Raw genomic sequence first — 25,688 nt, 5'->3', positions numbered from 1 at the left:
GCCAACCCGTGTATGGCCTAGCGTCTGCTCACGGTATGGCAATGCGTCAGACGTTTTGCCTGATTTGATGAAAAACCCATGCGCACGCAGCCCCCACGCAATCCAGTGCATTAATGATAGTGAAGGGGGCCTACCCCGACGCGATCAGCGCCTTTACCTTGGCCACAAAATCATCGCCGCGTTTTTCAAAGCTGTCATATTGATCAAAGCTGGCCGCGGCGGGTGCAAGCAAGACCACATCGCCGTCCTGCGCCTCTGAAACAGCCTGTTCAACAGCGCGTTGCATGGTGGTGCAGACGTCTGTTTCACAGTCCAGCTTCATAGCAAATTGATCGGCTTCGCGCCCGATCACATAGGCTTTTTTCACCCTGCCTAGATGCGGGGTCAGCGCGTCCAAGCCACCTTCTTTTTCCAAACCGCCGCAAATCCAGCGGATGTTGTCAAAGGCTTGCAGCGCTTTGGCCGCACTGTCGACATTGGTCGCCTTGCTGTCGTTGACAAAGCGCAGCCCGCGCGCGGTGGCGATGGTCTGGCTGCGGTGGGGCAAGCCGCCAAAGCTGCGCAACCCGCCCTCAATCTGGCGTGGCCCAAGCCCGAGGGCGCGACATGCCGCATAGGCCGCGCAGGCGTTTTGATGGTTATGCGCACCGGGCAGACCCGCGATATCGCGCAGGTCAATCGATCCGATCTGCCGCCCCTTGCGCCATTCACTCAAAAACCCCTTGCGCGCAAAAACGCCCCATCCATTGCCAGATAGTTTGCGATCCACACTCACTTGGATCACCCGGTCCTCTTCGGCGCTGCCAGCCAGTTGGTTGGCAATATATCGCCCTTCTATTTCGTCCACACCAATGACCGCGCGGTCAGGGCCGCCTTCAGCAAACAAACGCCGCTTAGCCGCAAAATAGCCGCCCATACCGGCGTGGCGGTCCAGATGATCAGGGCTCAGGTTTGTCCAGACGGCCACATCAGGCGTCAGCGCGCGGGCCAGATCCGTTTGATACGACGACAGCTCCAACACGATCACCTCGCCGTCATGGGCAGGATCGATGTCCAGCACGCCCCGACCAATGTTGCCTGCCAGTTGCGTAGGGCGGCCCGCTTGCGTCAGAATATGATGGATGAGCGCCGATGTGGTGGATTTGCCGTTCGACCCCGTCACAGCCACCACCCGTGGCGTGGTGTCAAAACCGTCCCATTCGCTTGTGGCGTAACTGCGAAAGAACAGCCCGATATCATTGTCGACAGGCACCCCTGCATCCCAGGCCGCGGCGATCACAGGATTGGGCGCAGGATAAAGATGCGGAATACCCGGAGAGACAACCAGCGCCGCCACCCCGTCGAACGCGCCTTGCGTGGTCAAATCATGAATGATCAGCCCCTGCCCCTCGGCCCGCTCACGGCCCTGCGCGCTGTCGTCCCAACACAGGGCCTGCGCCCCGCCCGCTTCCAACGCATGGGCCGCGGCAAGACCAGAGCGTCCAAGCCCAAGCACCGCAACCTTTTGCCCGTCATATCCGCGCACTGGTATCATCGCGCCTGTCTTTCCTTCATTGTTGTCCAAATACCTCGGGGGTTTGGGGGCAGCGCCCCCAACACGGGCGACCGCGTCAGCGGGCGCAAAACCTGATCTAGCGCACCTTCAACGTCGCGAGCCCGATGATCGCCAGGATCAAAGAGATGATCCAGAAACGGATCACGATCTGCGGCTCGGCCCATCCTTTTTTCTCGTAGTGGTGATGGATCGGCGCCATCAGGAACACGCGTTTGCCCGTGCGCTTGAAATACAACACCTGAATGATCACAGACAGCGCCTCGACCACAAACAGCCCCCCAACAATGCCCAAAACCAATTCGTGTTTGGTGCTGACCGCAATCGCGCCAAGCGCGCCGCCAAGTGCAAGCGATCCTGTATCCCCCATAAACACCGCCGCAGGCGGCGCGTTATACCACAAAAAGCCAAGCCCCCCGCCAAAAAGCGCCGCCGTGAAGATCAGGATTTCGCCCGTGCCGGGCACATAATGCACGTCCAGATATTCGGTGAAATCGACGCGCCCCACCGCATAGGCAATCACGCCCAATGTACCTGCGGCAATCATCACAGGCATGATTGCAAGCCCGTCCAGACCATCTGTCAGGTTTACGGCATTGGCCGCGCCAACGATGACGATCATCGCAAAGGGCACAAACAAAAACCCCAGATTGATCAGCGTGTCCTTGAAAATCGGCAAGGCCAGTTGGTTTGTCAGCTGATCGGGGTGGTAGACACTGGCCCAATAGGCCGCGATGGCCGCGACCAGAAACCCAACACCCAGGCGGATCTTGCCACTGACCCCGTCGGTGTTTTGTTTGGCCACTTTTGCATAGTCGTCGGCAAACCCGATCAGCCCGAAGCTCATGGTGACAAACAGCACGATCCAGACAAAGGGATTGTCCCACCGCGCCCAGATCAGCGTGCTGACCAGAACCGCGCTCAGGATCAGCAAACCGCCCATTGTGGGCGTGCCTGCCTTGGCAAAATGCCCTTCGGGACCATCGTCGCGGATCGGCTGGCCCTTGCCCTGTTTGCGGCGCAACACGTTGATCAGCGTGGGTCCAAAGATAAAACCAAACACCAGTGCGGTCAGAAACGCCCCGCCTGCCCGAAACGTGATGTAGCGAAAGAGGTTGAAGAAATCGCCACCGTCCGACAGCGCGGTTAACCAATAAAGCATGTATTCGTCCCTGTTATTCGTTCTGTCGCGCGCCCAAGGCTCAGCCTTCGGTTACGGGGTGGCCCAATTTGCGGATGGCGTCAACGATTTGCGTGACCTTGCTGCCTAGTGAACCCTTGACCAAGACCACATCGCCTGCGTCCACAAGTTGCCCGATTTGTGTGGCCAGTTCACTGGCTGCATCCACCGCAAGCCCGCGTTGCGGGGCGGGCAGCGCGTCATAAAGCGCGCGCATCCGCGGCCCCACGCAATGCACCTTGGTGATCCGCGCCATGCTTTCCAGCTCTGCGATCGCGGCGTGCATCGCGGCTTCATCATCGCCCAGTTCCAGCATATCGCCAAGTATCGCAATGCGGCGGCCTTTCGAGACGCGGCCAAGGTCATCTTGCGGCTCGGCGGCGGCCAGCACCTCAAGGGCGGCAGCCATCGACGTGGGGTTGGCGTTATAGGCGTCATCAATCAGATCGATGATAAAGGCGTCTTCCACGATATCCAGTTGCAACCGTTCGCGCTTGCCCCGTCCTGCGGGGGGCGACCAGCGGGCCATATCCACAGCCGCGCGGCCTGCATCGCCGCCCAAGGCATCGACCACAGCCAGACTGCCAAGGGCGTTCATCGCGAAATGCCCGCCTGCTGACATGACTTTGAACAAAACAGGCTGGCCCTGCATTTCGGCCTGCACAATGGTGCTGTCGCCCACGATCTTGACCGAGGTCAGGCGGTAATCAGGGGCCATCTGCCCAAAGAGGATGGTTTTCACGCCCCGTTTGGCCGCCCAGTTTCGCAAGATTTCTGACGTGCCGATGTCGGCGTTCAGCACGGCCGTGCCTGTCGTGGACAGACCGTCGATGATGCTGGCCTTTTCACGGGCGATCCCTTCGATGCTTTCAAAGGCCTCAAGATGGGCGGCCGCAACTGTGGTGATCATTGCGACATGGGGCGCGGCCATGCGTGACAGGGGCGCAATTTCGCCCGGTGCATTCATGCCGATCTCGATCACCGCAAAATCGGTGTCGGCAGGCATACGCGCCAATGTCAGCGGCACCCCCCAGTGGTTGTTGTAGCTGGCCACGGATGCGTGTGTTTTGCCCTGTGCCGACAGCACATCGCGCAGCATTTCCTTGGTCGAGGTCTTGCCCACACTGCCCGTCACCCCCACAACACGCGCCTTGGTGCGCGCACGGCCTGCACGGCCCAGATCTTCCAACGCGCGCAGCACGTCTTGCACGATCAAAAGCGGTGCATCTTCGGCCACGCCATCGGGGCGGTGAGTGACAAGGGCGGCCGCCGCGCCTTTTTCCAAAGCCGCTGCAACAAAATCATGGCCGTCCCGCACATCCCTGAGCGCCACAAAAAGATCGCCCTGTTCCAGCGTGCGCGTATCAATCGATACGCCCGTCGCGGCCCATTTTGTGGTGCTTGTCCCGCCCGTAGCGATTGCGGCGTCATGCGAGGTCCAGAGGGTCATTGCAGCGTTCCATCCAAAGCGGCGATGGCAATGCTCGCCTGTTCTACATCATCAAAGGGCAGCACGTCCTTGCCGACGATCTGCCCTGTTTCATGCCCCTTGCCCGCGATCAAAAGGGCGTCGCCCGCCTCTAGCGTGTCAACGGCGCGTAAAATCGCTTCGGCACGGTCTGCGACCTCGATCCCGTCAGGACAGCCGCCGATAACCGCCTGACGGATCAGCGCGGGGTTTTCGGTGCGCGGGTTGTCGTCGGTGACAAAAACCACATCCGCGTGTTTGCCCGCCTCGGCGCCCATCAGGGGACGTTTGGTGGTGTCACGATCGCCGCCTGCCCCGATCACTGCGACCAGTTTGCCCATGACATGCGGGCGCATGGATTTCAGCGCAGAGGCGATGGCATCAGGCGTATGGGCGTAGTCTACAAACACCGCCGCGCCGTTGTCGCGCTTGCCTGCCAGTTCCATCCGCCCGCGCACGGTTTTCAGGTGGGGCAGCGTGTCAAACACCTCTTGCACGTCGGCCCCGCTGGCGATGACAAGCCCTGCCGCCATCAGCGCATTTTCCACTTGGAACGTGCCAATCAGGTTCAGGCGGATTTGGCGCGGCTTGCCCTGCCATTCGATTTGCACCGTCTGACCCGTATCATCGACGCGCACCGATTTGATCTGCAAATCCGCATCTGCACCGCGCCCCACAAGCAAGGTTTTGATCCCGCGCGGGGTGGTCAGTGCCACCACGTCCCATCCTTTGGGATCGTCGATGTTGATCACGGCTGTGCCATCTTCGGCCAGAACGCGGGTAAAAAGGCTGGCTTTGGCGGCGAAATAGGCCTCGAACGTCTTGTGATAATCAAGGTGGTCTTGGGTGAAATTGGTAAAGCCTGCCGCGCACAGCTGACAGCCATCCAGGCGGTATTGATCCAGCCCGTGGCTTGAGGCCTCCATCGCGGCATGGGTGACACCGTTTTCGCGTGCCGCCGCCAAAGCGCGGTGCAAGGTGATCGGATCAGGGGTGGTGTGCTGCAAAGGCGCGGTCCAGCAGCCTTCGACGCCCGTGGTGCCAAGGTTGACCGCTGGCAGACCCATTTCTTCCCAGATCATACGGGTGAAAGTGCTGACAGATGTTTTGCCGTTGGTCCCTGTCACCGCGATCAGCGTGTCGGGTTGGCCACCGAACCAAAGTGCGCAGATGTAGGCAAGGGTCTCGCGTGGTTCATCCACCACGATCAGCACCGCATCCGAGGCGGCCAATTCGGCCTGTGCAATCTGTGCGCCTGTCGCGTCGGTCAGCACTGCAGCAGCGCCTTGGCGCAGGGCGTATTGGATAAATTCGCCCCCGTGCACGGTGCTGCCTGCCACGGCGGCAAACAAAAACCCTTTGCGCACCTCGCGGCTGTCGATGGCAACACCCGTGATGGCCACGTCTTGTGCGACCGTCAGGCCCAGTTCGCTTAGTTTTTTGACCTGCGCATCTGTCTGCGTCATGCCGTCCGCCCCACGTGATTATTGTGAGGTCAGTGTTACACCCGTGAGCGTGGCAGGTTCAACCACTGGTCTAAGCCCCATGAGCGGTGCGATGCGGCTGATCATTTGCGAGGTGACGGGAACAGCTGTCCAACCCGCTGTGCGGCGTTTTTTGCCAAGGCCGATGATTTCGGGTTCGTCCAGCGTGACGATCAGCACATATTTGGGATCACTCGCAGGGAAAACCGTGGCAAAGGTGGCGATCACCTTGTCCTCGTAATAGCCGCCCCGTGGCTTGGGTTTGTCGGCTGTGCCGGTCTTGCCGCCAACCTGATAGCCCGGGACCTCGCCAAAGCTGGCGGTGCCATCTGTGACAACCTTGCGCAACATTTTGACAGCCGCTTGGCTGGTTTGCGGCGACACGATGCGTGGGCCGTTTTGCGGGCCGTCTTGTTTCAGCAAGGTCGGCTCAACCCGTGTGCCACCGTTGAGAAGCGATGCATAACCCGCGGCCAGATGCATAGGCGATGACGACAGCCCGTGACCGTAACTGATTGTAACGGCTGATAAATCCGTCCAGCGCGCAGGCAACAGCGGACGCCCGCCAGAGGCTTCGACCATCTCGATGGGGGTGGGTTGGAAAAAGCCAAGGCTGTCCAAAAACTCTTTTTGACGCTTCACGCCGATTTGCAGGGCCAGACGCCCCGTGCCGCGGTTGGACGACTTGACGATGATATCTTCAACCGACAGGGGCCCGTAGTTTTTGTTCTGGAACTCACCAATGGTGCGCCCCCCAACCTTCATCGGGCCTTTTGTCTCGATCACCGTTGAGGGGTTCACAAGGCGCAGATCAACCGCTTGGGCAGCGGTGAAAATCTTGAAGGTCGACCCAAGCTCGTAAACCCCTTGGATGGCGCGGTTAAACAGCGGGCTGTCGGATTGATCCTTGTCTTTATCGGCCGCCGTCAGGGGGCGCGGGCGATTGTTGGGATCAAAATCAGGCAGGCTGACGACGCTGATGATTTCGCCTGTGTGAATATCCATCAAAACCGATGAAGCACCCTTGGCATTCATGATTTTCATGCCGCCGTGCAGCACTTCTTCTGCGGCGGCTTGCACTGTCAGATCCAGCGAAAGCTGCAACGGTTTGTGGCCGTTGGCAGGGTCGCGCAGATAATCGTCAAAGTGTTTTTCGACGCCTGCCACGCCTATGACCTCGGCGCTGCTGACCCCTTCACGACCAAAGCTGGCCCCGCCCAACACATGCGCAGCAATCGCCCCGTTGGGATACAAACGCATCTCGCGCGGGCCAAAGAGCAAACCCGGCTCGCCAATATCATGGACGGCCTGCTTTTGTTCGGGGCTGAGTTTTTTCTTGATCCACAGGAACTTACGCTTGCCTGTGAAATCCTCAAGCAACGCATCGGCGTCCAGATCGGGGAAAATCTGCGCCAGTTTTTGCGCGGCCCCTTCGGGATCAATCATCGTATGGGGTTGGGCATAAAGCGAATGGGTATCAAGGTTTTTGGCCAAGATACGACCACGGCGATCCACGATATCGGCACGCGTCGACAAGATATCCGCACCAATGACAGAACTGCGCGGCTCTAACGGGTCGGAATTGGCCAGAACGCCCATGCGCCCGCCGACGGCCAGAAACGCCCCAAGGAAAAACACACCCAACACAAACAAACGGCTTTCGGCACGCAGCCGCGCCTGATCGCGCATGTTTTCATGGCGCAGACGCAGGTTTTCGCGCTCAATCGCTTGGGGGTTTTCCCCGCGATCGCGGGCTTTGAGAATACGGGCAAGCGGGCGAAGGGGCGTGCGGATCATTGCGCATCTCCTGTGGTGGCCATCGTATCGACAGCACCCGTTACGGGCGGCAGGCTATTGGCGGGTGGGAAACTGACCTGATCGACCTGCCCGAATTGCGTGGGCTCCATAGGCAACAGCCCCAGAAGATCGAAGTTCACTTCGGCCAGATCGCGCAGACGGTCGGGGCGGTTCAGATAGGCCCATTCGGCGCGCAAGATTTCCAGGCGATTGCGCTCCGCTGCGATCTCGCGCTGCAGCTTGCGCACCTCTTTGAGCGCCTCCTGGGTGCGGTAGTTTTCCTGATACGCCCAGAACGCCAGCCCCATAACGGCCAAACCTGTGGTGATATAAAGAAGCGTTCTCATGTCAGCGATCCTTTGGCTTGTGGCAGGCCGATGTCTTTGGCGGACAGGCTGCCAGCGGGGGCATCTGTGCGAATGGCAACGCGCAGCTTGGCGCTGCGGGCGCGTGGGTTTTGGGCCAGCTCTTCGGCGTCTGGTGCTGTGGCCTTGCGCGATGGCAACGTAAAGGCGGGGGCCTCGGCGTGGGTTTCGGGCGCGTAGCGGTTGGCATTGCCAAGGGTGCCCGCGCGGGTCTGCAAGAAGCGTTTGACCATGCGGTCCTCGGTGGAATGAAAGGTGACAACAGCCAGCTTTCCGCCCGGTTTCAATGCCCGCTCTGCAGCCATAAGCCCTTGATAAAGCGCGTCATATTCGCCATTCACCGCAATGCGGATGGCCTGAAAACTGCGCGTCGCGGGATGGCTTTGCCCAGGCTTGGGGCGCGGCAGTTGCGCGGCGATGATCTCGGCCAGATGTAAGGTCGTGGTGATGGGAGCGACCGCCCGTTCTTTGACAATGGCGCGTGCAATGCGGCGCGATGCGCGTTCCTCGCCATAGACATAAAGGATGTTGGCCAGCGCCTCTTCGGTGGCGTCTGCCACCACATCGGCCGCTGTGGGGCCGCTTTGCGACATCCGCATATCCAGCGGTCCGTCGCGCATAAACGAAAACCCGCGTTCGGCCTGATCCAGCTGCATCGACGATACGCCAAGGTCCAACACAACACCGTCCAGGTGCTGCCCGTAATCATCCATCTGTGCGAAATTGCCTGCGACCAGATCAACACGGTCATCCGCCCAGTCGCGCGCCATATCCAGCGCCAGCGGATCCTGATCCACGCCGATCACCTTATCTGCACCCGCCTCCAGCAAGCCACGGGTGTAGCCGCCTGCGCCAAGCGTGCCGTCCAGCCAAGTGCCCGAAATGGGCGCACAGGCCGCGATCAGTGGACGCAGCAGGACAGGAATATGGGGATCAGCGGGGGATGGCGTGGCAGCGCCCATGACTTAGTCCTCGTCGCCGTCAAGATAGACGGATGGATCAAGGTTGGGGTCGAAATCATCATCTTCGGCCAGGTTCAGATCGTTTTCGGCGTCGAAGGTCTCGGGCTTCCAGATCTCAAACGTGTCGGTGTTGGCGATAAAGAAGGCCTCGCCCTCAAGCCCGATTTTATTGCGCAGCTTGGCGGACAGAACGATGCGGCCCGTATCATCCACGGTCACATCCATCGATTGCCCGCTGTAAAGACGCGACATGGCACGACGCTTGGCCGAACCGCGCGGTTGCTTGGCAATCTTGGCATCCACACGCGCCATTTCCTCGCGAGTGAAACATTCCAGAAAATTGCGCTTTTCGTCACCGTAGACCAAAACGAATTCGGGCAGCTTGCCTGTTTCCCAATTCGGGTCACCAGCCTCCAGAACACGACGAAAGGACGCGGGTATCGAGACCCTGCCCTTTGCATCCACCTTCTGGTGGAATTCGCCTCTGAACGCCTTAACCATCTGGTATCGGCTCCTTAATTGTCGGGCCGCGCTTGCAATCAGGGCCCTGAAAATGAAAAGGCGGATCGATCTGCTGCCACTGATCGATCCGCCGGTCCCTCGCGGGATGTCCGACTGCGCGCGCCACCTGGGGGGATGTCTGCTCGCTCGCGCGCCGGATCTCTTTGTTCGAAAAAAGCGGGTGCCTGTATGAAACCTTTTCGGTTCGCCTATGTGGGGTTCTTATGAATGCCCCTTGTTTTGTGTATGCCCGTTCTTTCGATGAACTATGAATGGCATGGGATATTATGGGACGCAATGGTTTTGTGTGGGCTAATGCGGGAATACCTTGTGTCCTAGAGGGGTCAGATACCACATCTAGACAGGACGCGACCCTATTTTAGCCAACTTATTGTGTGATGACTGCAAGGCTATACAATATGTAGAGGAAGCGCAGCGTTCCCATCCACGCCCAAAAAATCCCATTTATTTTGAGACTTACGCAGGTGTTTTTCTTTTGTTCTCACGCACTTGGCGGAAAACAGATGCAAAAACCGGCAATTTAACGAATCACTTTGGGCAGAAAGCCACCCCCGACCCATGATTTCCCATAGGTCGAAGCCACACCTTGGCGCCCTGCCCTAGGCCATGCCGCCATCAACCAGACGTTTGGCAAGCTGCCCATAGGCCTGCGCCATCGGGCTGTCGCCCGCAGCAATCGGCGTTCCACCGTCGCCCGCAAGGCGCGTGTCCAGATCCAGCGGCAACGATCCAAGGAAAGGTGCGCCGATCCGTTTGGCTTCCACCTCGACTCCGCCGTGCCCAAACAGATGTGCTTCATGGCCACATTCGGGGCAGACATAGGTGCTCATATTCTCAATCAGGCCCAAAACGGGGGTTTTGAGCGTGTTGAACATATCCAGCGCTTTACGTGCATCCAAAAGCGCCACGTCTTGCGGGGTGCTGACAACGATGGCGCCCGTCACGGCTGTGCGTTGACATAAGGTCAGCTGCACATCGCCCGTCCCCGGGGGCAGATCAACGATCAACACATCCAACTTGCCCCATTCAACCTGACCAAGCATTTGCTGCAACGCGCCCATCAACATCGGGCCGCGCCAGACAACGGCCTTTTCAGGCTCCAGCATCAGACCGATGGACATCATCGTAACGCCATGCGCCTGCAGCGGGATGATCTTTTTGCCGTCAGGACTGGCCGGGCGTTTGCTCACCCCCATCATTCGGGGCTGGCTTGGGCCGTAGATATCCGCGTCCAGCAATCCGACCTTGCGCCCCTGTTTAGCCAGCGCAACGGCAAGGTTTGACGATACTGTCGATTTGCCCACACCGCCCTTGCCAGAGCCGATGGCCAAAATGCGGTCCACACCCGACACGGGCGCAGGACCACCCTGCTGCGGCTTGGGGTGCCCGCCGATTTTAAGGCTTGGGGGCGGCGCAGAAGTCGCAGGCGCTTTGGGCGCGGGGCCATGGGCCGTCAGCGCAACGCTGACCTGGCCAACGCCTGCAACCTTGCCAACCACAGCTTCGGCTGCGCGGCGCACCCCTTCCATCTTGGCCGCCGTTTCGGGATCTGGCGCCTCAATGACAAACCGAACCACCCCGTCATTCACCACCAACGCGCGGATCATATCGCGGCTGACCAGATTGCCACCATCGGGAAGTGTCAGGGTTTCAAGGGCTTTGGTTACGTCATCTTTAGTGGCCATGCGCATGCTCCGTTTGTCCATTTGCATGTAGCGGCTGGTGCTGGCACCGCAAGGCAGCAGGTGCTGATTTATTGGGCATTTTGTAAATTTGTGGTTTGCACAAGGCGCATAGCTGCAATGCAGCATTGTCAGTTGTGCAATCGCAGCATGCACCCTAACTTCGGATCAACAGCAGCGAAACACACTGCACTGAGGTAAAAGACATGGCACATACAAATACAAATACACAGGGCTACAGCCCACTGGTCGATTTTCTGCGTGACGCGAAACAAACACTGACAACGCGCTACACAAAGTATCGCCTGTATCGCAACACCCTAAACGAGCTTGGCATGTTGTCGAGTGCGGATCTAGCCGATCTTGGCCTGAACCGCGGCATGATCAAGTCGGTCGCATTCGAAGCGGCCTACGGCAAATAAGTTTTTCAGATCAGAGCCCCTTTTCCTCCTCCCTAGGGTAGTTCTGTTCAACAGCGGCGATGCTTTCCTCCTCCCTAGCATCGCCGCTTTTTTTATGTCCGCCCTATGCCCGCAGATCTTTGGGCGAGCCCATGACCACATATGATGTGATGGCGTTCACTTGCGGCAGAACCCCCAAAACCTCCGTATGAAAATGCTTGTAAGCGGTCAGGTCGCTGGCCTCGACCCGCAACAGATATTCCACCGTGCCTGTGATATTGTGGCATTCGACCACCTCTGGGGCGCGACTGATCGAGCGTTCAAACGCCTCTTGGCTGGCCTTGGTATGGTTTGACAGCCCCACGGCGATATAGGCCACAAACCCCACCCCCATCTGCGCACCGTCCAGAACAGTACGATACCCTTTGATCACTCCGATCCGTTCAAGTTCCTGCACACGGCGCAAACATGCAGAGGGCGAAAGCCCGACTTTTTCAGCCAGATGCAGATTGCTTATCCGCCCATCGGTTAAAAGGGCGCGCAATATCTTGCGGTCAATTTGGTCAAAATCCGTCATTCATTGCGAAAGTAACGTCACTTACCGCATCTTCACAACCCTATTGCGCATATAGCCTTCTAGAGTTGTGCCATGTTTAGTTTTATCCTTCCGCTGGCAGGCTTTGCCGTTGCGTCTTCCATCACACCTGGTCCGAACAACTTGATGTTGCTGGCCAGCGGGGCGAATTTCGGATTTCGCCGCACGCTGCCGCATATGGCAGGTATTTCGCTTGGCCACGCATTCATGGTCAGCCTTGTGGGGCTTGGGTTGTTGCAACTGTTCGAAGCCTTTCCTGTCACCTACACAATTATGAAAGTCGCCTCGGCCGCCTATTTGTTGTTTTTGGCATGGAAAGTGGCCAATGCCGCACCACCCGCGCACAAAGAGGCAACCGCGACACCCTTTACCTTCTTGCAGGCGGCCGCCTTTCAATGGGTCAACCCCAAAGCGTGGTATATGGCCCTGACCGCACAGACCCAATTCGCCCCGCTTGAATGGGGCGCATGGGGCGCCGTCGCTGTGGCCGTTGTTTTTGCGGCGGTGAATTTTCCGTCTGTCAGCGCCTGGGCCTATCTCGGCGTGCAGGTCAAAGCCTGGCTTGGCACCCCCGCCCGCCTGCGTGCGTTTAATATAACGATGGCGCTTTTGCTGGTGGCCACGCTGTATCCGATGTTGACGACAGGGCTGTCTGCCCCGCACTAAAGCTGCATGCTCTGGCCCTTGATCACCTATTCCATCGCAAGCACGGTGACCCCCGGCCCCAATAACGTGATGCTTTTTGCCAGCGGCGCAAACTTCGGTCTGCGCCGCACGGTGCCGCATATTTTGGGCGTCAGCTTTGGACACGCGGTGATGATTCTGGGCTTGGGCGCGGGGCTGATGCAGGTTTTTGCCATCATGCCCGCTGCGCATCTGGTCCTGAAATCGGGAGCGACAGCCTATTTGCTATGGCTGGCCTACCGCGTCGCCACAGCCGCACCGCCTTCGACAGCGCAGACACGCGGGCAGCCCTTCAGCTTTGTGCAGGCTGCAACATTTCAATGGGTGAACCCCAAAGCATGGGCCATGCATCTGAACGCATTGGCCCTGTTTGCCCCGCCTGAAACCGCATGGGGCGGAGTTGTTTTGGTCGCAGTGGTCTTACCGCTGATCAACACACCTTGCGTGACACTCTGGGCCCTCCTTGGGGCGACACTGAAAACGTGGCTCCGGACACCGCGGCTCTTGCAGCTGTTCAACGTGGCAATGGCTGCCCTATTGGTGGCCAGCCTGATCCCGATTTGGCGCACCGCGCTTTAGGCATGGCGCTTCAAAACGGAACGTCATCGGCTTGATCAGCCCCGACCACAAACCGCGCCACCACCTTCTTGGATCCCGCCTTGTCAAATTCGATATCCAGCTTGTCGCCTTCGATGCCCATCACAATGCCATAGCCGAACTTTTGATGAAACACGCGGTCGCCTGCCGTGTGGCTGCTGACCGCATTCATATCAATCGTGATGTTTTTGGCCTCGGCGGGTTGTCCCATGGGGCGCTGGCCTGATCGGGCCTGCAAGCGCCGCCAACCAGGCGAGTTATACACATTCGCTTCCGCCGCCTCTTCGTGCAGCGTAGATGCCACGCCCGCAGGGGCCGCCGCCCCGTAGCCGCCGCCGTAAAGGCCAGGCGGCGTCAGCACATCCACATGCTCTTCTGGCAATTCATCAATAAAGCGGCTCGGCATACTGCTTTGCCATTGCCCATAGACACGGCGGTTCGCAGCAAAAGAAATCGTGCAGACCTCCTCGGCCCGCGTGATGCCCACATAGGCCAGCCGCCGCTCTTCTTCGAGGCCCTTCATCCCGCTTTCATCCATGCTGCGCTGACTGGGGAACAACCCATCTTCCCACCCGGGCAGGAAAACAGCGGGGAATTCCAAACCCTTGGCCGCGTGCAGCGTCATAATGCTGACTTTCTCGCCATCACCGCCCTTGTCATTGTCCATGATCAGGCTGACGTGTTCCAAAAACCCTTGCAGGTTTTCAAAGGCTTCCAGCGCCTTCACCAGTTCCTTGAGGTTCTCTAAACGCCCCGGCGCTTCGGGTGTTTTGTCGTTCTGCCACATCTCGGTATAGCCCGATTCCTCCAGCACCAACTCGGCCACTTCGATATGGCTACGCTTGCCATCTGCAACCCACCCATGCCAGCGGTCCAGCCCGTCTACCAGCTTTGCCAGCTCCACAGCGCCCTTGCCGCCAAGCCCTTTGGCCGCCAGCAATATCCGCGCCCCTTCCAGCAGCGATACACCATTGGTGCGCGCCGCCACCTGAATTTTCTGTTGCGCCTTGTCGCCAAGCCCGCGTTTGGGCGTGTTCACAATCCGCTCAAACGCCAGATCATCCGCAGGGCTGACCGCAAGGCGGAAATACGCCATCGCATCGCGTATCTCGAGGCGTTCATAAAACCGCGGTCCGCCAATTACGCGATAGGGCAAACCGATGGTCAAAAACCGGTCCTCGAATCCGCGCATCTGGTGGGACGCGCGCACCAAAATGGCCATGCTGTCCAGAGACATCGGCGCATTGCCCCGCGTGCCGCGCTGCATAGCCTCGACCTCCTCACCAATCCAGCGGGCTTCCTCGTCGCCGTCCCAATGGCCGATCAAACGCACCTTTTCGCCCTCGTTGCGATCGGTCCAAAGCGTCTTGCCAAGCCGCCCCGTGTTGGCTGCAATCACACCAGAGGCCGCGCCCAAAATATGGTGGGTCGAGCGGTAGTTCTGCTCCAGCTTGACCACATGCGCGCCTTCAAAATCCTTCTCGAACCGCAGAATGTTGCCCACCTCGGCGCCGCGCCAGCCGTAAATCGACTGATCGTCATCGCCAACACAGCAGATGTTCTTGTGTCCCGCCGCCAGCAGCCGCAGCCACATATATTGCGCCACGTTCGTATCTTGGTATTCGTCCACAAGGATATATTTGAACCACCGCTGATACTGGGCCAGCACATCCGCGTTGGTTTGGAAAATCGTGACCATATGCAACAACAGATCACCAAAATCACAGGCGTTCAGCGCCTTGAGCCGGTCTTGATACGCCGCATACAGCGGCACGCCACGCCCATCAAACGCACTGCTGTCGGCCACTGGCACCGCATCGGGCGTCAATGCACGGTTTTTCCAGCCATCAATGATGCTTGCCAAAGCACGCGCAGGCCAGCGTTTTTCATCAAGATTGTCCGCCACAATCAACTGTTTCAGCAGCCTGATTTGATCGTCGGTGTCCAAAATGGTGAAGTTCGACTTCAACCCCGCCAGTTCCGCATGTCGACGCAGCAATTTCACACAGATCGCGTGAAACGTGCCCAACCAAGGCATCCCTTCAGGCTGACCTGTCATGGCCCCCACGCGATCTTTCATCTCGCGCGCGGCCTTATTGGTAAAGGTTACTGCCAGAATTTCATTGGGATTGGCGCGACGGGTATTAAGCAGATGTACAATCCGTGTGGTCAACGCGCGCGTCTTGCCAGTGCCCGCCCCCGCCAGCATCAAGACGGGGCCATCCATCGTTTCGACGGCGGCCCGCTGCGCGGGGTTCAACCCTTCCAAATAGGGCGTTGGCCGCATCCCCATCGCACGCTGGCTTAGCGGGATACTTGCGGCCTCAAAGGCGTCATCTTCTGAAAAACTACTCATACCCCACAACCTAGCGCCAAACACACCCGTTGAAAAGCCGTGTTCGCGCTCTGTTCCAAAGCGGATGAATTTTCCAGAAAATTCATCGCCCCCCAGATTTTTCCAGAAAAATCTGCCTGCTACCGCAGTGTCATACCGCCATCGACCATATATTCACTGCCCGAGACATAGCTGGCATCCTCCGACAGCAAAAATGTGGCCACCGCTGCAACCTCTTGGGCGCGCCCCATCCGCCCCAGTGGCACCGCTTGGGCAATTTGTTCTTTCAGATCGCCGCCGTCTTCGGTGCCAAGATCATCAAAGAAGTTTGTCTCAATGGGGCCCGGCGCAACCGAGTTTACCCGAATGCCACGCCCTGCCAAATCCTTTGCCCACGATCGCGCCATGGCCGCACAACTGGCTTTGGTGGCCGCATAGATGGCACCTTTCGCGCCGCCCAGATAAGGCGCCACCGATGCCGTCAACACCACCGCGCCCCCATCCGAAATCAGTGGTTTGAGATGCGCCATTTGCAGCGCAGGTCCGCGCACATTCACATTCATCATGGCGTCAAAGCCTTCAGCGTCCACCTCTTCCGTTGCCATATTCTGACCAAAGCCCGCATTCAGGAACGCGCCATCGATTTCCCCCATCTGATTCTTGATCTTTTCGGCCAAAATCCTGGCCTCCTTCGGATCACCGGCATCATTGCGCAGCACAAGCGAGCCCGAGGGCAATGTGCGTCCCGCCTCGTCCAGATGGTCTTGCGTAGTGCCTGTGACGGCCACCTCTCCGCCTTCGTCTACAATGCGTTGGGCGGTGGCAAAGCCGATCCCGCTGGTCCCGCCCGTAATCAAAATGCGTTTTCCCTCAAACCGTGACATATCGTGCTCCTGTGGTTGCGTTGCGTTACCCTTCAACGCCGCAGCCCCGCCGATTTGTTCCATGCCCCCGCGACGATGTTACCGCCATCTACCCAGTACTACGTGTTTACGCTTCAAAACCTATGACTTAGAAGGCTCAGGACGGGATGGCCCCGTATACTGAACTTACGTGCGCGTCACTCTGCCCGACGCGGATGCCCCATGACAAAGGACCCTGCCATGGCCGACTTCCAGAAAATCCTCATCGCAAACCGTGGCGAAATCGCCATCCGCATCATGCGCGCCGCCAACGAGCTTGGCAAAAAGACGGTCGCCGTCTACGCCGAGGAGGATAAATTGGGCCTGCACCGCTTCAAGGCCGATGAAGCCTACCGCATCGGCGAAGGCATGGGGCCTGTTGCCGCTTACCTCAGCATCGAGGAAATCATTCGTGTGGCCAAACAATCGGGCGCAGATGCAATCCACCCGGGCTACGGCCTGCTGTCGGAAAACCCCGACTTTGTGGACGCTTGCACAAATGCTGGCATCACCTTTATCGGTCCCAAGGCGGAAACCATGCGCAAACTGGGCGACAAGGCCAGCGCCCGTAAAGTCGCCATTGAAGCAGGCGTGCCTGTCATTCCCGCCACGGAAGTTCTGGGCGATGATATGGCGCTGATCAAGAAACAGGCCGCCGAAGTGGGCTATCCGCTGATGCTCAAAGCCTCATGGGGCGGCGGCGGGCGCGGCATGCGCCCGATCTTCAGCGAGGACGAGCTGGAAGAAAAAGTGCTGGAAGGCCGCCGCGAAGCCGAAGCCGCTTTTGGCAACGGCGAAGGCTATCTGGAAAAGATGATCACACAGGCCCGTCACGTCGAAGTGCAGGTGCTTGGCGACAAAATGGGCGAGATTTACCACCTCTATGAACGCGACTGCTCGGTCCAGCGCCGCAATCAAAAGGTCGTGGAACGCGCCCCTGCCCCTTATCTGTCTGGCACCCAACGTGAACAAATCTGTAATCTGGGCAAGAAAATCTGTGCCCATGTGAATTACGAATGTGCGGGCACGGTCGAATTCCTGATGGATATGAACTCCGGCGAATTTTACTTCATCGAAGTAAACCCGCGCGTCCAAGTGGAGCACACTGTGACAGAAGAGGTCACAGGCATCGACATCGTGCGCGCCCAGATCCTGATTGCCGAAGGCCGCAGCCTTGCGATGGCCACAGGCACCGCCAGCCAATATGACGTCAAACTGGACGGCCACGCGATCCAGTGCCGCGTCACCACCGAAGACCCGCAAAACAACTTTATCCCTGACTACGGCCGCATCACCGCCTACCGCGGCGCCACCGGCATGGGCATCCGTCTGGACGGCGGCACCGCCTATTCGGGCGCGGTCATCACGCGCTATTACGACAGCTTGCTGGAAAAAGTTACCGCATGGGCCCCCACACCCGAAGCCGCGATTGCCCGCATGGACCGCGCGTTGCGCGAATTCCGCATCCGCGGCGTCAGCACCAACATCGCCTTCGTGGAAAACCTGCTCAAGCACCCGACCTTCCTGAACAATGAATATACCACCAAATTCATTGACGAGACACCTGCGCTGTTTGATTTCAAAAAGCGCCGCGACCGCGCTACAAAAATTCTGACCTATATCGCCGACATCACCGTCAACGGGCACCCCGAAACCACCGATCGGCCAAAACCATCGGCCGAGGCCCGCGCGCCCAAGCCGCCTGTGATGCTGGCCGAAACCATCCCGCACGGCACGCGCAACATTCTGGACGATCACGGCCCCCAAGCTGTGGCCGACTGGATGGCAGACCAGAAACACCTGCTGATCACCGACACCACCATGCGCGATGGCCACCAATCGCTTCTGGCCACGCGAATGCGCTCCATCGATATGATCAAAGCCGCGCCCGCCTATGCCGAAAACCTGTCGGGGCTCTTCTCGGTTGAATGTTGGGGTGGTGCCACGTTTGATGTGGCCTATCGTTTCTTGCAGGAATGTCCGTGGCAACGCCTGCGCGACATCCGCGAAAAAATGCCCAACCTGATGACGCAAATGCTGCTGCGCGCCTCCAACGGCGTGGGCTACACAAACTACCCCGACAATGTCGTGGAATATTTCGTCAAACGGGCCGCCACCAGCGGCGTTGACGTGTTCCGCGTGTTCGACAGCCTGAACTGGGTGGAAAACATGCGCGTCGCCATGGACGCCGTGATCGAAAGCAACAAGGTCTGCGAAGGCACCATCTGCTACACGGGCGACCTGCTGAACCCCGAACGCAGCAAATACGACCTGAAGTATTACGTCGATATGGGCAAAGAGCTGAAAGCAGCAGGCGCCCATGTTCTGGGCCTCAAGGACATGGCGGGTCTGATGAAACCCGCCTCGGCCAGCATCCTGATCAAAGCCCTCAAAGAAGAGGTCGGCCTGCCAATCCACTATCACACCCATGACACCGCAGGATCGGCTGTGGCCACCATCCTTGCGGCCTCTGCCGCGGGCGTTGACGCAGTGGATTGCGCGATGGACAGCTTCTCGGGCAATACATCGCAAGCCACCCTTGGCACTGTGGTCGAAGCCCTGAAAAACACAGATCGTGATACAGGGCTGGATATCGCCGCTATCCGCGAAATCAGCGATTACTTCGAGGCCGTCCGCGCCCAATACGCCGCCTTTGAAAGCGGCCTTCAGGCCCCCGCCTCCGAGGTTTATCTGCACGAAATGCCCGGCGGGCAATTCACCAACCTCAAAGCGCAGGCCCGCAGCCTGGGCCTTGAAGACCGCTGGCACGAGGTCGCCCAGACCTACGCCGATGTGAACCAGATGTTCGGCGATATCGTAAAGGTGACGCCAAGCTCCAAAGTTGTCGGCGACATGGCCCTAATGATGGTGTCCCAGGGTCTCAGCCGCGCAGATGTGGAAAACCCCGACAAGGACGTGGCCTTCCCCGACAGCGTGATCGACATGATGCGCGGCAATCTGGGCCAGCCCAAAGGCGGCTTCCCCGATCTGATCGTGGCCAAGGCGCTCAAAGGCGAAAAACCCAACCTTGAACGGCCCGGCAAACACCTGCCCGCCGCTGATCTCGAAGCCGAACGCAAAGCGGCGTCTGAGGCCTGCGGCGGCGTCACCATCGACGACGAAGATCTGGCAGGCTACCTGATGTATCCCAAGGTCTTTACCGATTACGCCAACCGCCACGAACAATACGGCCCCGTGCGCACCCTGCCCACGCCCACGTTCTTCTATGGCATGAAACCCGGCGACGAAATCAGTGCCGAGATCGACCCCGGCAAAACCCTCGAAGTGCGCCTGCAAGCCATCGGCGACACAAACGCTGAAGGCGAAGTCAAAGTGTTCTTCGAGCTTAACGGCCAGCCCCGCAACATCCGCGTGCCAAACCGCGCGATCAAAGCGACCACAGCCGCACGCCCCAAGGCCGAACTTGGCAACGACAACCACGTCGGCGCCCCGATGCCAGGCGTTGTGGCCAGCGTTGGTGTGGCGGCGGGCCAAAAGGTCTGCGAAGGCGACTTGTTGCTGACGATCGAGGCCATGAAAATGGAAACAGGCATCCACGCCGAACATGACGCGGTGGTCAAAGCCGTCCACGTCACCGCAGGCGGGCAGATCGACGCCAAAGACCTGCTGGTCGAGTTTGAGTAATCAGATCGGGGCCTGCACCAAAGCAGGCCCCGCCATTTAACAAAGGCCAAAACGCCACCCCGCCAAAACAAGCGGAAAAAACTTGTCGAAATCAAATTTTTCCTCTTGCAGCCTTTGGCCCAAAACCTTAGATCACCGCTATCCAACGGATGCGGGCGTAGCTCAGGGGTAGAGCATAACCTTGCCAAGGTTAGGGTCGTGAGTTCGAATCTCATCGCCCGCTCCAATTGGACCACAACACCCCTTGTGGACAGATCAACAGGTCGCCTTCGGGCGGCCTTTGTTGTGTATAGGGATCAGAACTTGCGCCACTCTGCGCCGATCTGCCCTTACGTAAATGTGCATCCCCCCGATTGATTATTGTCGCGCCTCAGGGCTAGACAGGCGCAGCACAGCCGGGGGATCCATCATGAGCAACCAACAAGGCGATCCGCGCCACCTTGAAACGCTGGACCGCGATCTTGCGCGCTTTTCCAATCTCGAACGTGCCACCAGCTATGTCAGCCGCCCCCTTGTCGGGCCGGGAATTTCGCTGGTCTTTGTCGCCCTTGCAGGTATCGCGGCAGCCCTCTTTTTCGGGCAGGCCGACAATGCGCTCATTGTGATCATCGCTGCGTGCTTCGGGGCATATATGGCGTTGAACATCGGGGCCAATGACGTGGCCAACAACATGGGGCCAGCCGTTGGCGCCAATGCCCTCAGCATGGGCGGCGCGATTGCCATTGCGGTGGTCTTTGAAAGCGCAGGCGCATTGATTGCAGGCGGTGACGTTGTGTCGACGGTGGCCAAAGGCATCATCGCCCCCGAAACGATGGGCACAGCCGAAATATTCATCTGGGCCATGATGGCTGCCCTTTTGTCTGCGGCGCTTTGGGTCAATCTGGCCACATGGGTCGGCGCACCTGTGTCGACAACCCATTCGGTCGTGGGCGGCGTGATGGGCGCAGGGATCGCCGCGGCTGGCTTTGCCGCCGTAAACTGGCCCACCATGACCAAAATCGCCGCCAGTTGGGTGATCTCGCCCGTCTTGGGCGGTGTTATCGCAGCCCTGTTTTTGTGGGTCATCAAATCGCGCATCATCTACCGCGACGATAAAATCGCAGCCGCACGCAAATGGGTGCCCGTGCTTGTAGGCATCATGGCGGGGACATTCGCCACCTATCTGGCTCTCAAAGGTCTCAAGAAAATCATCTCTATCGATCTGTCCACAGCCGTCATGATCGGTGCCGCCATCGGCCTTTGTGTCTGGGCTGTGATGATCCCCGTGATCCGCCGCCAGTCAGAAGGGCTGGAAAACCGCAACAAATCGCTCAAGTTGCTCTTTGGCATCCCGCTTGTTGTCTCCGCCGCCCTTCTTAGCTTTGCCCATGGCGCCAATGATGTCGCCAACGCCGTCGGCCCGCTTGCGGCCATCGTGCAGGCCTCGCAATCAGGCGATTTCACCGCCGCCGTCAGCATCCCGTTCTGGGTGATGGTCATTGGTGCATTCGGCATTTCCTTTGGTCTCTTTCTCTTTGGTCCGAAACTGATCCGCATGGTCGGCAGTCAAATCACCAAACTGAACCCGATGCGCGCCTATTGCGTCGCCCTGTCGGCCGCGATCACCGTCATTATGGCCAGCTGGCTTGGTCTGCCCGTCAGCTCCACGCATATCGCTGTGGGCGGTGTGTTCGGCGTGGGCTTCTTTCGTGAATGGGACGCCGAACGCCGCATCCGCAAAGCGCGTCTGACCATGCCCGATCGCCCCGTCTATGCCCCCGAAGAACGCCGCCGCCGCAAATTGGTGCGCCGCTCGCACTTCATGACGATCATCGCCGCCTGGCTGATCACAGTGCCTGCCGCCGCTCTTTTGTCGGGCGCGCTTTTCCTGCTGATCACATTCGTCGTGGGCACAGCCTAAAAGGCGCAAATCGGGCAAAACGTCTGACGCATTGCCATACCCGTAGCAGACGCTAGGCCATACGCCCTGTCCGACGCAAATTTGCGCCCCATGGGCCTTCATTGTTGCCCAAATACCTAATCCACCAATGCCACGCCGCGCGCCCCTTGGCCCATCGCGCAAAACACCGTAAACGGGGCCAAACACATCAGCAAAGAGCCAGCCCATGCGCACAGCAACCGTGACCCGCAAGACTGCAGAAACAGACATTTCCGTCGAATTAAATGTTGACGGATCAGGCACTTACGACAATCAAACTGGCGTGGGTTTTTTCGACCACATGCTTGATCAACTGGCCCGTCACGCGCTGATGGATATGACGGTGCGATGCGCTGGCGATCTGCACATTGATGATCACCACACGGTCGAGGATGTGGGCATCGCCATAGGCCAGGCCATCGCGCAAGCTATTGGTGACAAACGCGGAATCCGCCGCTACGCCGATTGCACCCTCGCCATGGACGACGCCCAGATCCGCTGCGCGCTCGATCTGTCGGGGCGCCCCTATCTGATCTGCAATCTCAACATGCCCACCCAGAAAATCGGCACCTTTGACACCGAATTGGTGCGTGAATTTTTTCAGGCCCTGTCCACCCACGGCGGCATCACATTGCACATCGACCAGCTGCACGGTTTCAACAGCCACCACATCGCAGAAGCCGCCTTCAAAGCGGTCGCGCGCGCCTTGCGCGTGGCCTTTGAAGTCGACCCCAGAACGGCTGATGCCATCCCCTCCACAAAGGGCAGCCTGTGACCACGGTTCTGATCGATTACGATAGCGGCAATCTTCATTCTGCTGAAAAAGCCTTTCAACGCATGGCCTTAGAGGTCGGCGCGGGGTCTGTGATTGTCAGCGACAAACCAGAAGACGTCGCAGCGGCCGACCGCATTGTTTTGCCGGGCGATGGCGCTTTTCCGGCCTGCCGTGCCCAACTCTTTGATCGAAGCGGGCTGTTTGAGGCCTTGGACGAAGCTGTGACGCAGAAGGCCCGCCCATTCTTTGGGATTTGTGTGGGCATGCAGCTTATGGCCAAACAAGGGTTTGAATATGAACGCGTCGACGGCTTTGGCTGGATCGACGGCGAAGTTCACAAAATTGCGCCCATCGATGCCAGCCTTAAGATTCCGCACATGGGCTGGAATGATCTGATCATCGACAGCGACCACCCTGTGCTGGACGGGCTAAAAACAGGCGATCACGCCTATTTCGTTCACAGCTATCAAATGCAAGTCGCAAGCCCCGCGCAACGGCTTGCCCATGTCGATTACGGCGGAGACGTTACAGCGATTGTCGGGACCGGCACGAAAATCGGGGCGCAATTTCATCCCGAAAAAAGCCAAGGCGCTGGCCTGCAAATGATTGCCAACTTCCTCAGCTGGAAACCCTGAGACCTAAAAACCGCGTCACTGAACGCGCTGCCAGACCTGACTGTCGCAGACGGGGCCTTTGCATCCGCGCACTCGCAGCGCTTGGCCTTCGAGCTTCATGCTGGCCTTGGCACTTGTATCCAGCATCGGCACCCAGACGCGCCCCGCGCCGTATTCGTTATCGCCAAGCGCTTTGACATCCCAGAATATCTGCCGCCCGACATTGGGTGTGACTGCGGGGTTTCCATTGGCATCAAAGGCCCGCAGCACCTTGCCACAATAGCTGTCGGCACATTTGGAGATTTCGATATGGGCGGTATAATCCTTGCGGTCGGGTTCGGTTTTCCAAATGCCGATGACCGACGTTTCAGCCAAGGCAGGCACGCCAAGCGTGCCATAAAACAAAAAGGCCAAAAGAGTTTTCTTCAGCCGCATTAACCCTCTCCCATCACATCAAACCTTGTCTATAAAATAGAAACGCCCCACGAAATGTCGAATACATCTCGCAGGGCGCATGAATTGCGGTGGAAAGGCGCTTAGTTCACGCGGCTCCATGTTTGCTTTTTGCAAATCGGGCCGACACATCCCGACACCTTCAGGGTATTTCCCGAAAGGCTCATTTTCGAACGATAGGTCTTGTCTGTGGAAGGCTGCCAAATCTTGCCAGAGCTGTAGTTCCCCGACCCATCTGCGACCATGTCCCAGACCAGTTTCTTGCCCTCGTTGTCGCTCTCCCAGGCGCCTTGCGCATTGTAGGCCTGTGCGATCGTGCCACAGATCTTGCTACCGCATTTGCTCATCTTCACGTGGGCGTAATTGCCATCATCGACTTGGGTTTTCCATGTGCCCAAGACAGGATCGGCGCTGGCCATACCCGCAAGGCCCACCAAAGCGGCTGCCAGTGTGAATGTCTTTTTCATTTTGAACTCCTCCCTTTGAAGTTGGCCTACCCTGCCCGAGCGCGCATAAATCGCGCAAGCCTGACGTTGCGTTGCAAGATCGTTGCCCTATAAGGCGCGCAACACGTTTTGAAAGGCCCGACCCGATGATCCTCTATCCTGCGATTGACCTCAAAGATGGCCAGGCGGTGCGCCTTGTGCATGGCGATATGGACCAGACCACCGTGTTCAACGACAACCCCGCCGCGCAGGCGCTTGAGTTTGTCAAAGCAGGCTGCGAATGGCTGCACTTGGTCGACCTGAATGGCGCATTCGAGGGCGAGCCTGTGAACGCTGCCCCCGTCGAGGCGATCTTGAGCCAGACAGATGTGCCCGCCCAATTGGGCGGCGGTATCCGCGATATGGCGACGATTGAACGCTGGCTCGACAAGGGGTTGGCCCGCGTCATCCTTGGGACCGTGGCTGTCGAAAACCCCGATCTTGTGCGACAGGCCGCCCGCGCCTTTCCGGGACAAGTGGCCGTCGGTCTGGATGCGCGCAACGGCTTTATTGCGACCCGCGGGTGGGCCGAAGAAACCGACATCCAAGTCACGGACCTTGCCAAACAATTTGAGGACGCAGGCATCGCGGCAATCATCTATACCGACATCATGCGCGACGGGGCCATGAAGGGGCCGAACATCGCCGCAACCGCAGAGTTGGCGCGCGCGGTTTCCATCCCCGTCATTGCCTCGGGCGGGGTTTCGTCGATGGCCGATCTGACCGCACTGAAAGCCACAGGCGTGATCAGTGGTGCGATCTCTGGGCGTGCGCTTTATGATGGGGCGATTGATTTGAAAGCCGCACTTGCCGCTTTGCGGTAAGGTATTCCCGACCTTTCATCTGGTGCAATGACGCCCCATGTAATTGGTATGGAAAACCCTCGTATCCTTGATGGCCTGCTTTTGGCCAGCGTCCTTTTGATCCCTCTGCTTGTGGTGTGGGCGGTATTCTATTTCGGGGCAGCGCGGGCCTTTAAGGACAGGGGCCAGCGTTTGATCCGCCAATCCGCCAATGTCATCGGTGGGATACTGGGGGTCATATATGTCCTGATCTGTGTCTCGCTGGTGACCTGCACGGGCAATATGCTCTATGGGTATCGCGAGTGCAGCCTGATCCCAAAGCACATTGCTGATCTCTCTTTGCCTTCGTTCCTTTTGGGAACGCCACTTGCACTGATCGCCATGATCGCGGTCGTAGTGGTCGCAGCCCTTATGCAAAGACGTGCGCAGAGCAGCCAGTGATTGCCACCGCCCTGCCCCGCGGCTATAG

23 protein-coding genes and 1 tRNA gene are annotated in these 25,688 nt (G+C 58.7%); 10 read left to right on the top strand and 14 right to left on the bottom strand.

All coding sequences use genetic code 11. The features are described from left to right. Positions 1-130: 130 nt before the first annotated feature. The 9 genes from murD to L1065_RS10765 form a co-directional block, all read right to left on the bottom strand. Positions 131-1,534, bottom strand: coding sequence for a UDP-N-acetylmuramoyl-L-alanine--D-glutamate ligase (gene murD / locus L1065_RS10805; RefSeq protein WP_237095483.1), 1,404 nt, complete (start codon positions 1,532-1,534; stop codon positions 131-133). A 97-nt stretch (positions 1,535-1,631) separates the two neighbouring features. Continuing rightward, on the bottom strand, positions 1,632-2,714 hold the full coding sequence (mraY, locus tag L1065_RS10800; protein ID WP_237095482.1) for a phospho-N-acetylmuramoyl-pentapeptide-transferase: 1,083 nt from the start codon (positions 2,712-2,714) through the stop codon (positions 1,632-1,634). 40 nt (positions 2,715-2,754) lie between these two features. Further along, entirely contained in the window at positions 2,755-4,182 is a 1,428-nt protein-coding gene (murF, locus tag L1065_RS10795) for a UDP-N-acetylmuramoyl-tripeptide--D-alanyl-D-alanine ligase (RefSeq protein ID WP_237095481.1), read from the bottom strand. After that, positions 4,179-5,666, bottom strand: coding sequence for a UDP-N-acetylmuramoyl-L-alanyl-D-glutamate--2,6-diaminopimelate ligase (locus L1065_RS10790; protein ID WP_237095480.1), 1,488 nt, complete (start codon positions 5,664-5,666; stop codon positions 4,179-4,181). Before L1065_RS10790 ends, murF begins: the two co-directional genes overlap by 4 nt. Positions 5,667-5,684: 18 nt before the next feature. Continuing rightward, complete coding sequence (locus L1065_RS10785) at positions 5,685-7,481, bottom strand: penicillin-binding protein 2 (protein WP_237095479.1); 1,797 nt, start codon at positions 7,479-7,481, stop codon at positions 5,685-5,687. After that, complete coding sequence (locus L1065_RS10780) at positions 7,478-7,828, bottom strand: cell division protein FtsL (RefSeq protein WP_237095478.1); 351 nt, start codon at positions 7,826-7,828, stop codon at positions 7,478-7,480. The genes L1065_RS10785 and L1065_RS10780 overlap by 4 nt, the downstream gene beginning before the upstream one ends. Then, positions 7,825-8,808: a 16S rRNA (cytosine(1402)-N(4))-methyltransferase RsmH gene (gene rsmH, locus L1065_RS10775; protein ID WP_237095477.1), complete on the bottom strand. Its 984-nt coding sequence runs from the start codon at positions 8,806-8,808 to the stop codon at positions 7,825-7,827. Before rsmH ends, L1065_RS10780 begins: the two co-directional genes overlap by 4 nt. 3 nt (positions 8,809-8,811) lie before the next feature. Beyond that, positions 8,812-9,309: a division/cell wall cluster transcriptional repressor MraZ gene (gene mraZ / locus L1065_RS10770; RefSeq protein WP_237095476.1), complete on the bottom strand. Its 498-nt coding sequence runs from the start codon at positions 9,307-9,309 to the stop codon at positions 8,812-8,814. Between the two features lie 620 nt (positions 9,310-9,929). Further along, on the bottom strand, positions 9,930-11,015 hold the full coding sequence (locus L1065_RS10765) for an Mrp/NBP35 family ATP-binding protein (RefSeq protein WP_237095475.1): 1,086 nt from the start codon (positions 11,013-11,015) through the stop codon (positions 9,930-9,932). 203 nt (positions 11,016-11,218) lie between these two features. Here L1065_RS10765 and L1065_RS10760 point away from each other — a divergent pair, with 203 nt between their 5' ends. Next, positions 11,219-11,434: a DUF1127 domain-containing protein gene (locus tag L1065_RS10760; protein WP_237095474.1), complete on the top strand. Its 216-nt coding sequence runs from the start codon at positions 11,219-11,221 to the stop codon at positions 11,432-11,434. A gap of 103 nt (positions 11,435-11,537) precedes the next feature. Here the strand turns inward: L1065_RS10760 and L1065_RS10755 are convergent, their stop codons facing one another. Beyond that, positions 11,538-11,990: an Lrp/AsnC family transcriptional regulator gene (locus L1065_RS10755; protein WP_237095473.1), complete on the bottom strand. Its 453-nt coding sequence runs from the start codon at positions 11,988-11,990 to the stop codon at positions 11,538-11,540. Positions 11,991-12,062: 72 nt separating this feature from the next. Here L1065_RS10755 and L1065_RS10750 point away from each other — a divergent pair, with 72 nt between their 5' ends. Together L1065_RS10750 and L1065_RS10745 are read left to right on the top strand one after the other, a co-directional pair. Next, positions 12,063-12,674 (top strand): LysE family translocator, encoded by a 612-nt coding sequence (locus L1065_RS10750; protein ID WP_237095472.1) that lies wholly within the window; start codon positions 12,063-12,065, stop codon positions 12,672-12,674. Positions 12,675-12,680: 6 nt separating this feature from the next. Further along, a complete protein-coding gene (locus tag L1065_RS10745) occupies positions 12,681-13,271 on the top strand; it encodes a LysE family translocator (protein WP_237095471.1) in 591 nt (196 codons plus the stop codon). A 10-nt stretch (positions 13,272-13,281) separates the two neighbouring features. Here the strand turns inward: L1065_RS10745 and L1065_RS10740 are convergent, their stop codons facing one another. Together L1065_RS10740 and L1065_RS10735 are read right to left on the bottom strand one after the other, a co-directional pair. Continuing rightward, positions 13,282-15,645 (bottom strand): ATP-dependent helicase, encoded by a 2,364-nt coding sequence (locus L1065_RS10740; RefSeq protein ID WP_237095470.1) that lies wholly within the window; start codon positions 15,643-15,645, stop codon positions 13,282-13,284. 119 nt (positions 15,646-15,764) lie between these two features. After that, positions 15,765-16,508, bottom strand: coding sequence for an SDR family oxidoreductase (locus L1065_RS10735; RefSeq protein WP_237095469.1), 744 nt, complete (start codon positions 16,506-16,508; stop codon positions 15,765-15,767). A 219-nt stretch (positions 16,509-16,727) separates the two neighbouring features. Between L1065_RS10735 and L1065_RS10730 the strand changes: the two genes are divergently transcribed. From L1065_RS10730 to hisH, 5 genes are all read left to right on the top strand, one after another. After that, positions 16,728-20,171 (top strand): pyruvate carboxylase, encoded by a 3,444-nt coding sequence (locus L1065_RS10730; protein ID WP_237095703.1) that lies wholly within the window; start codon positions 16,728-16,730, stop codon positions 20,169-20,171. Between the two features lie 151 nt (positions 20,172-20,322). Continuing rightward, a tRNA-Gly gene (locus L1065_RS10725) sits at positions 20,323-20,397 on the top strand. A gap of 183 nt (positions 20,398-20,580) precedes the next feature. Beyond that, positions 20,581-22,071 (top strand): inorganic phosphate transporter, encoded by a 1,491-nt coding sequence (locus L1065_RS10720; protein WP_237095468.1) that lies wholly within the window; start codon positions 20,581-20,583, stop codon positions 22,069-22,071. A gap of 205 nt (positions 22,072-22,276) precedes the next feature. Further along, positions 22,277-22,864, top strand: a complete 588-nt coding sequence (hisB, locus tag L1065_RS10715; RefSeq protein ID WP_237095467.1) for an imidazoleglycerol-phosphate dehydratase HisB — start codon at positions 22,277-22,279, stop codon at positions 22,862-22,864. Continuing rightward, positions 22,861-23,499 (top strand): imidazole glycerol phosphate synthase subunit HisH, encoded by a 639-nt coding sequence (hisH, locus tag L1065_RS10710; protein WP_237095466.1) that lies wholly within the window; start codon positions 22,861-22,863, stop codon positions 23,497-23,499. Before hisB ends, hisH begins: the two co-directional genes overlap by 4 nt. Before the next feature lie 15 nt (positions 23,500-23,514). Here hisH and L1065_RS10705 read toward each other — a convergent pair whose 3' ends face one another. Beyond that, positions 23,515-23,913, bottom strand: coding sequence for a DUF2147 domain-containing protein (locus L1065_RS10705; RefSeq protein ID WP_237095465.1), 399 nt, complete (start codon positions 23,911-23,913; stop codon positions 23,515-23,517). Between the two features lie 101 nt (positions 23,914-24,014). Continuing rightward, positions 24,015-24,398, bottom strand: coding sequence for a DUF2147 domain-containing protein (locus L1065_RS10700; RefSeq protein WP_237095464.1), 384 nt, complete (start codon positions 24,396-24,398; stop codon positions 24,015-24,017). Between the two features lie 125 nt (positions 24,399-24,523). Between L1065_RS10700 and hisA the strand changes: the two genes are divergently transcribed. Next, the gene (hisA, locus tag L1065_RS10695) at positions 24,524-25,240 is read left to right on the top strand and encodes a 1-(5-phosphoribosyl)-5-[(5-phosphoribosylamino)methylideneamino]imidazole-4-carboxamide isomerase (RefSeq protein WP_237095463.1); all 717 of its coding nucleotides are present in this window, start codon (positions 24,524-24,526) and stop codon (positions 25,238-25,240) included. A 27-nt stretch (positions 25,241-25,267) separates the two neighbouring features. Then, on the top strand, positions 25,268-25,660 hold the full coding sequence (locus L1065_RS10690) for a hypothetical protein (protein ID WP_237095462.1): 393 nt from the start codon (positions 25,268-25,270) through the stop codon (positions 25,658-25,660). The last annotated feature ends 28 nt before the right edge of the window (positions 25,661-25,688 follow it).

Origin of the sequence: Nereida sp. MMG025 (genome assembly GCF_021654165.1) — a bacterium.
Lineage (GTDB): Bacteria > Pseudomonadota > Alphaproteobacteria > Rhodobacterales > Rhodobacteraceae > Nereida.
This window is presented reverse-complemented; position numbering and strand designations above follow the sequence as displayed.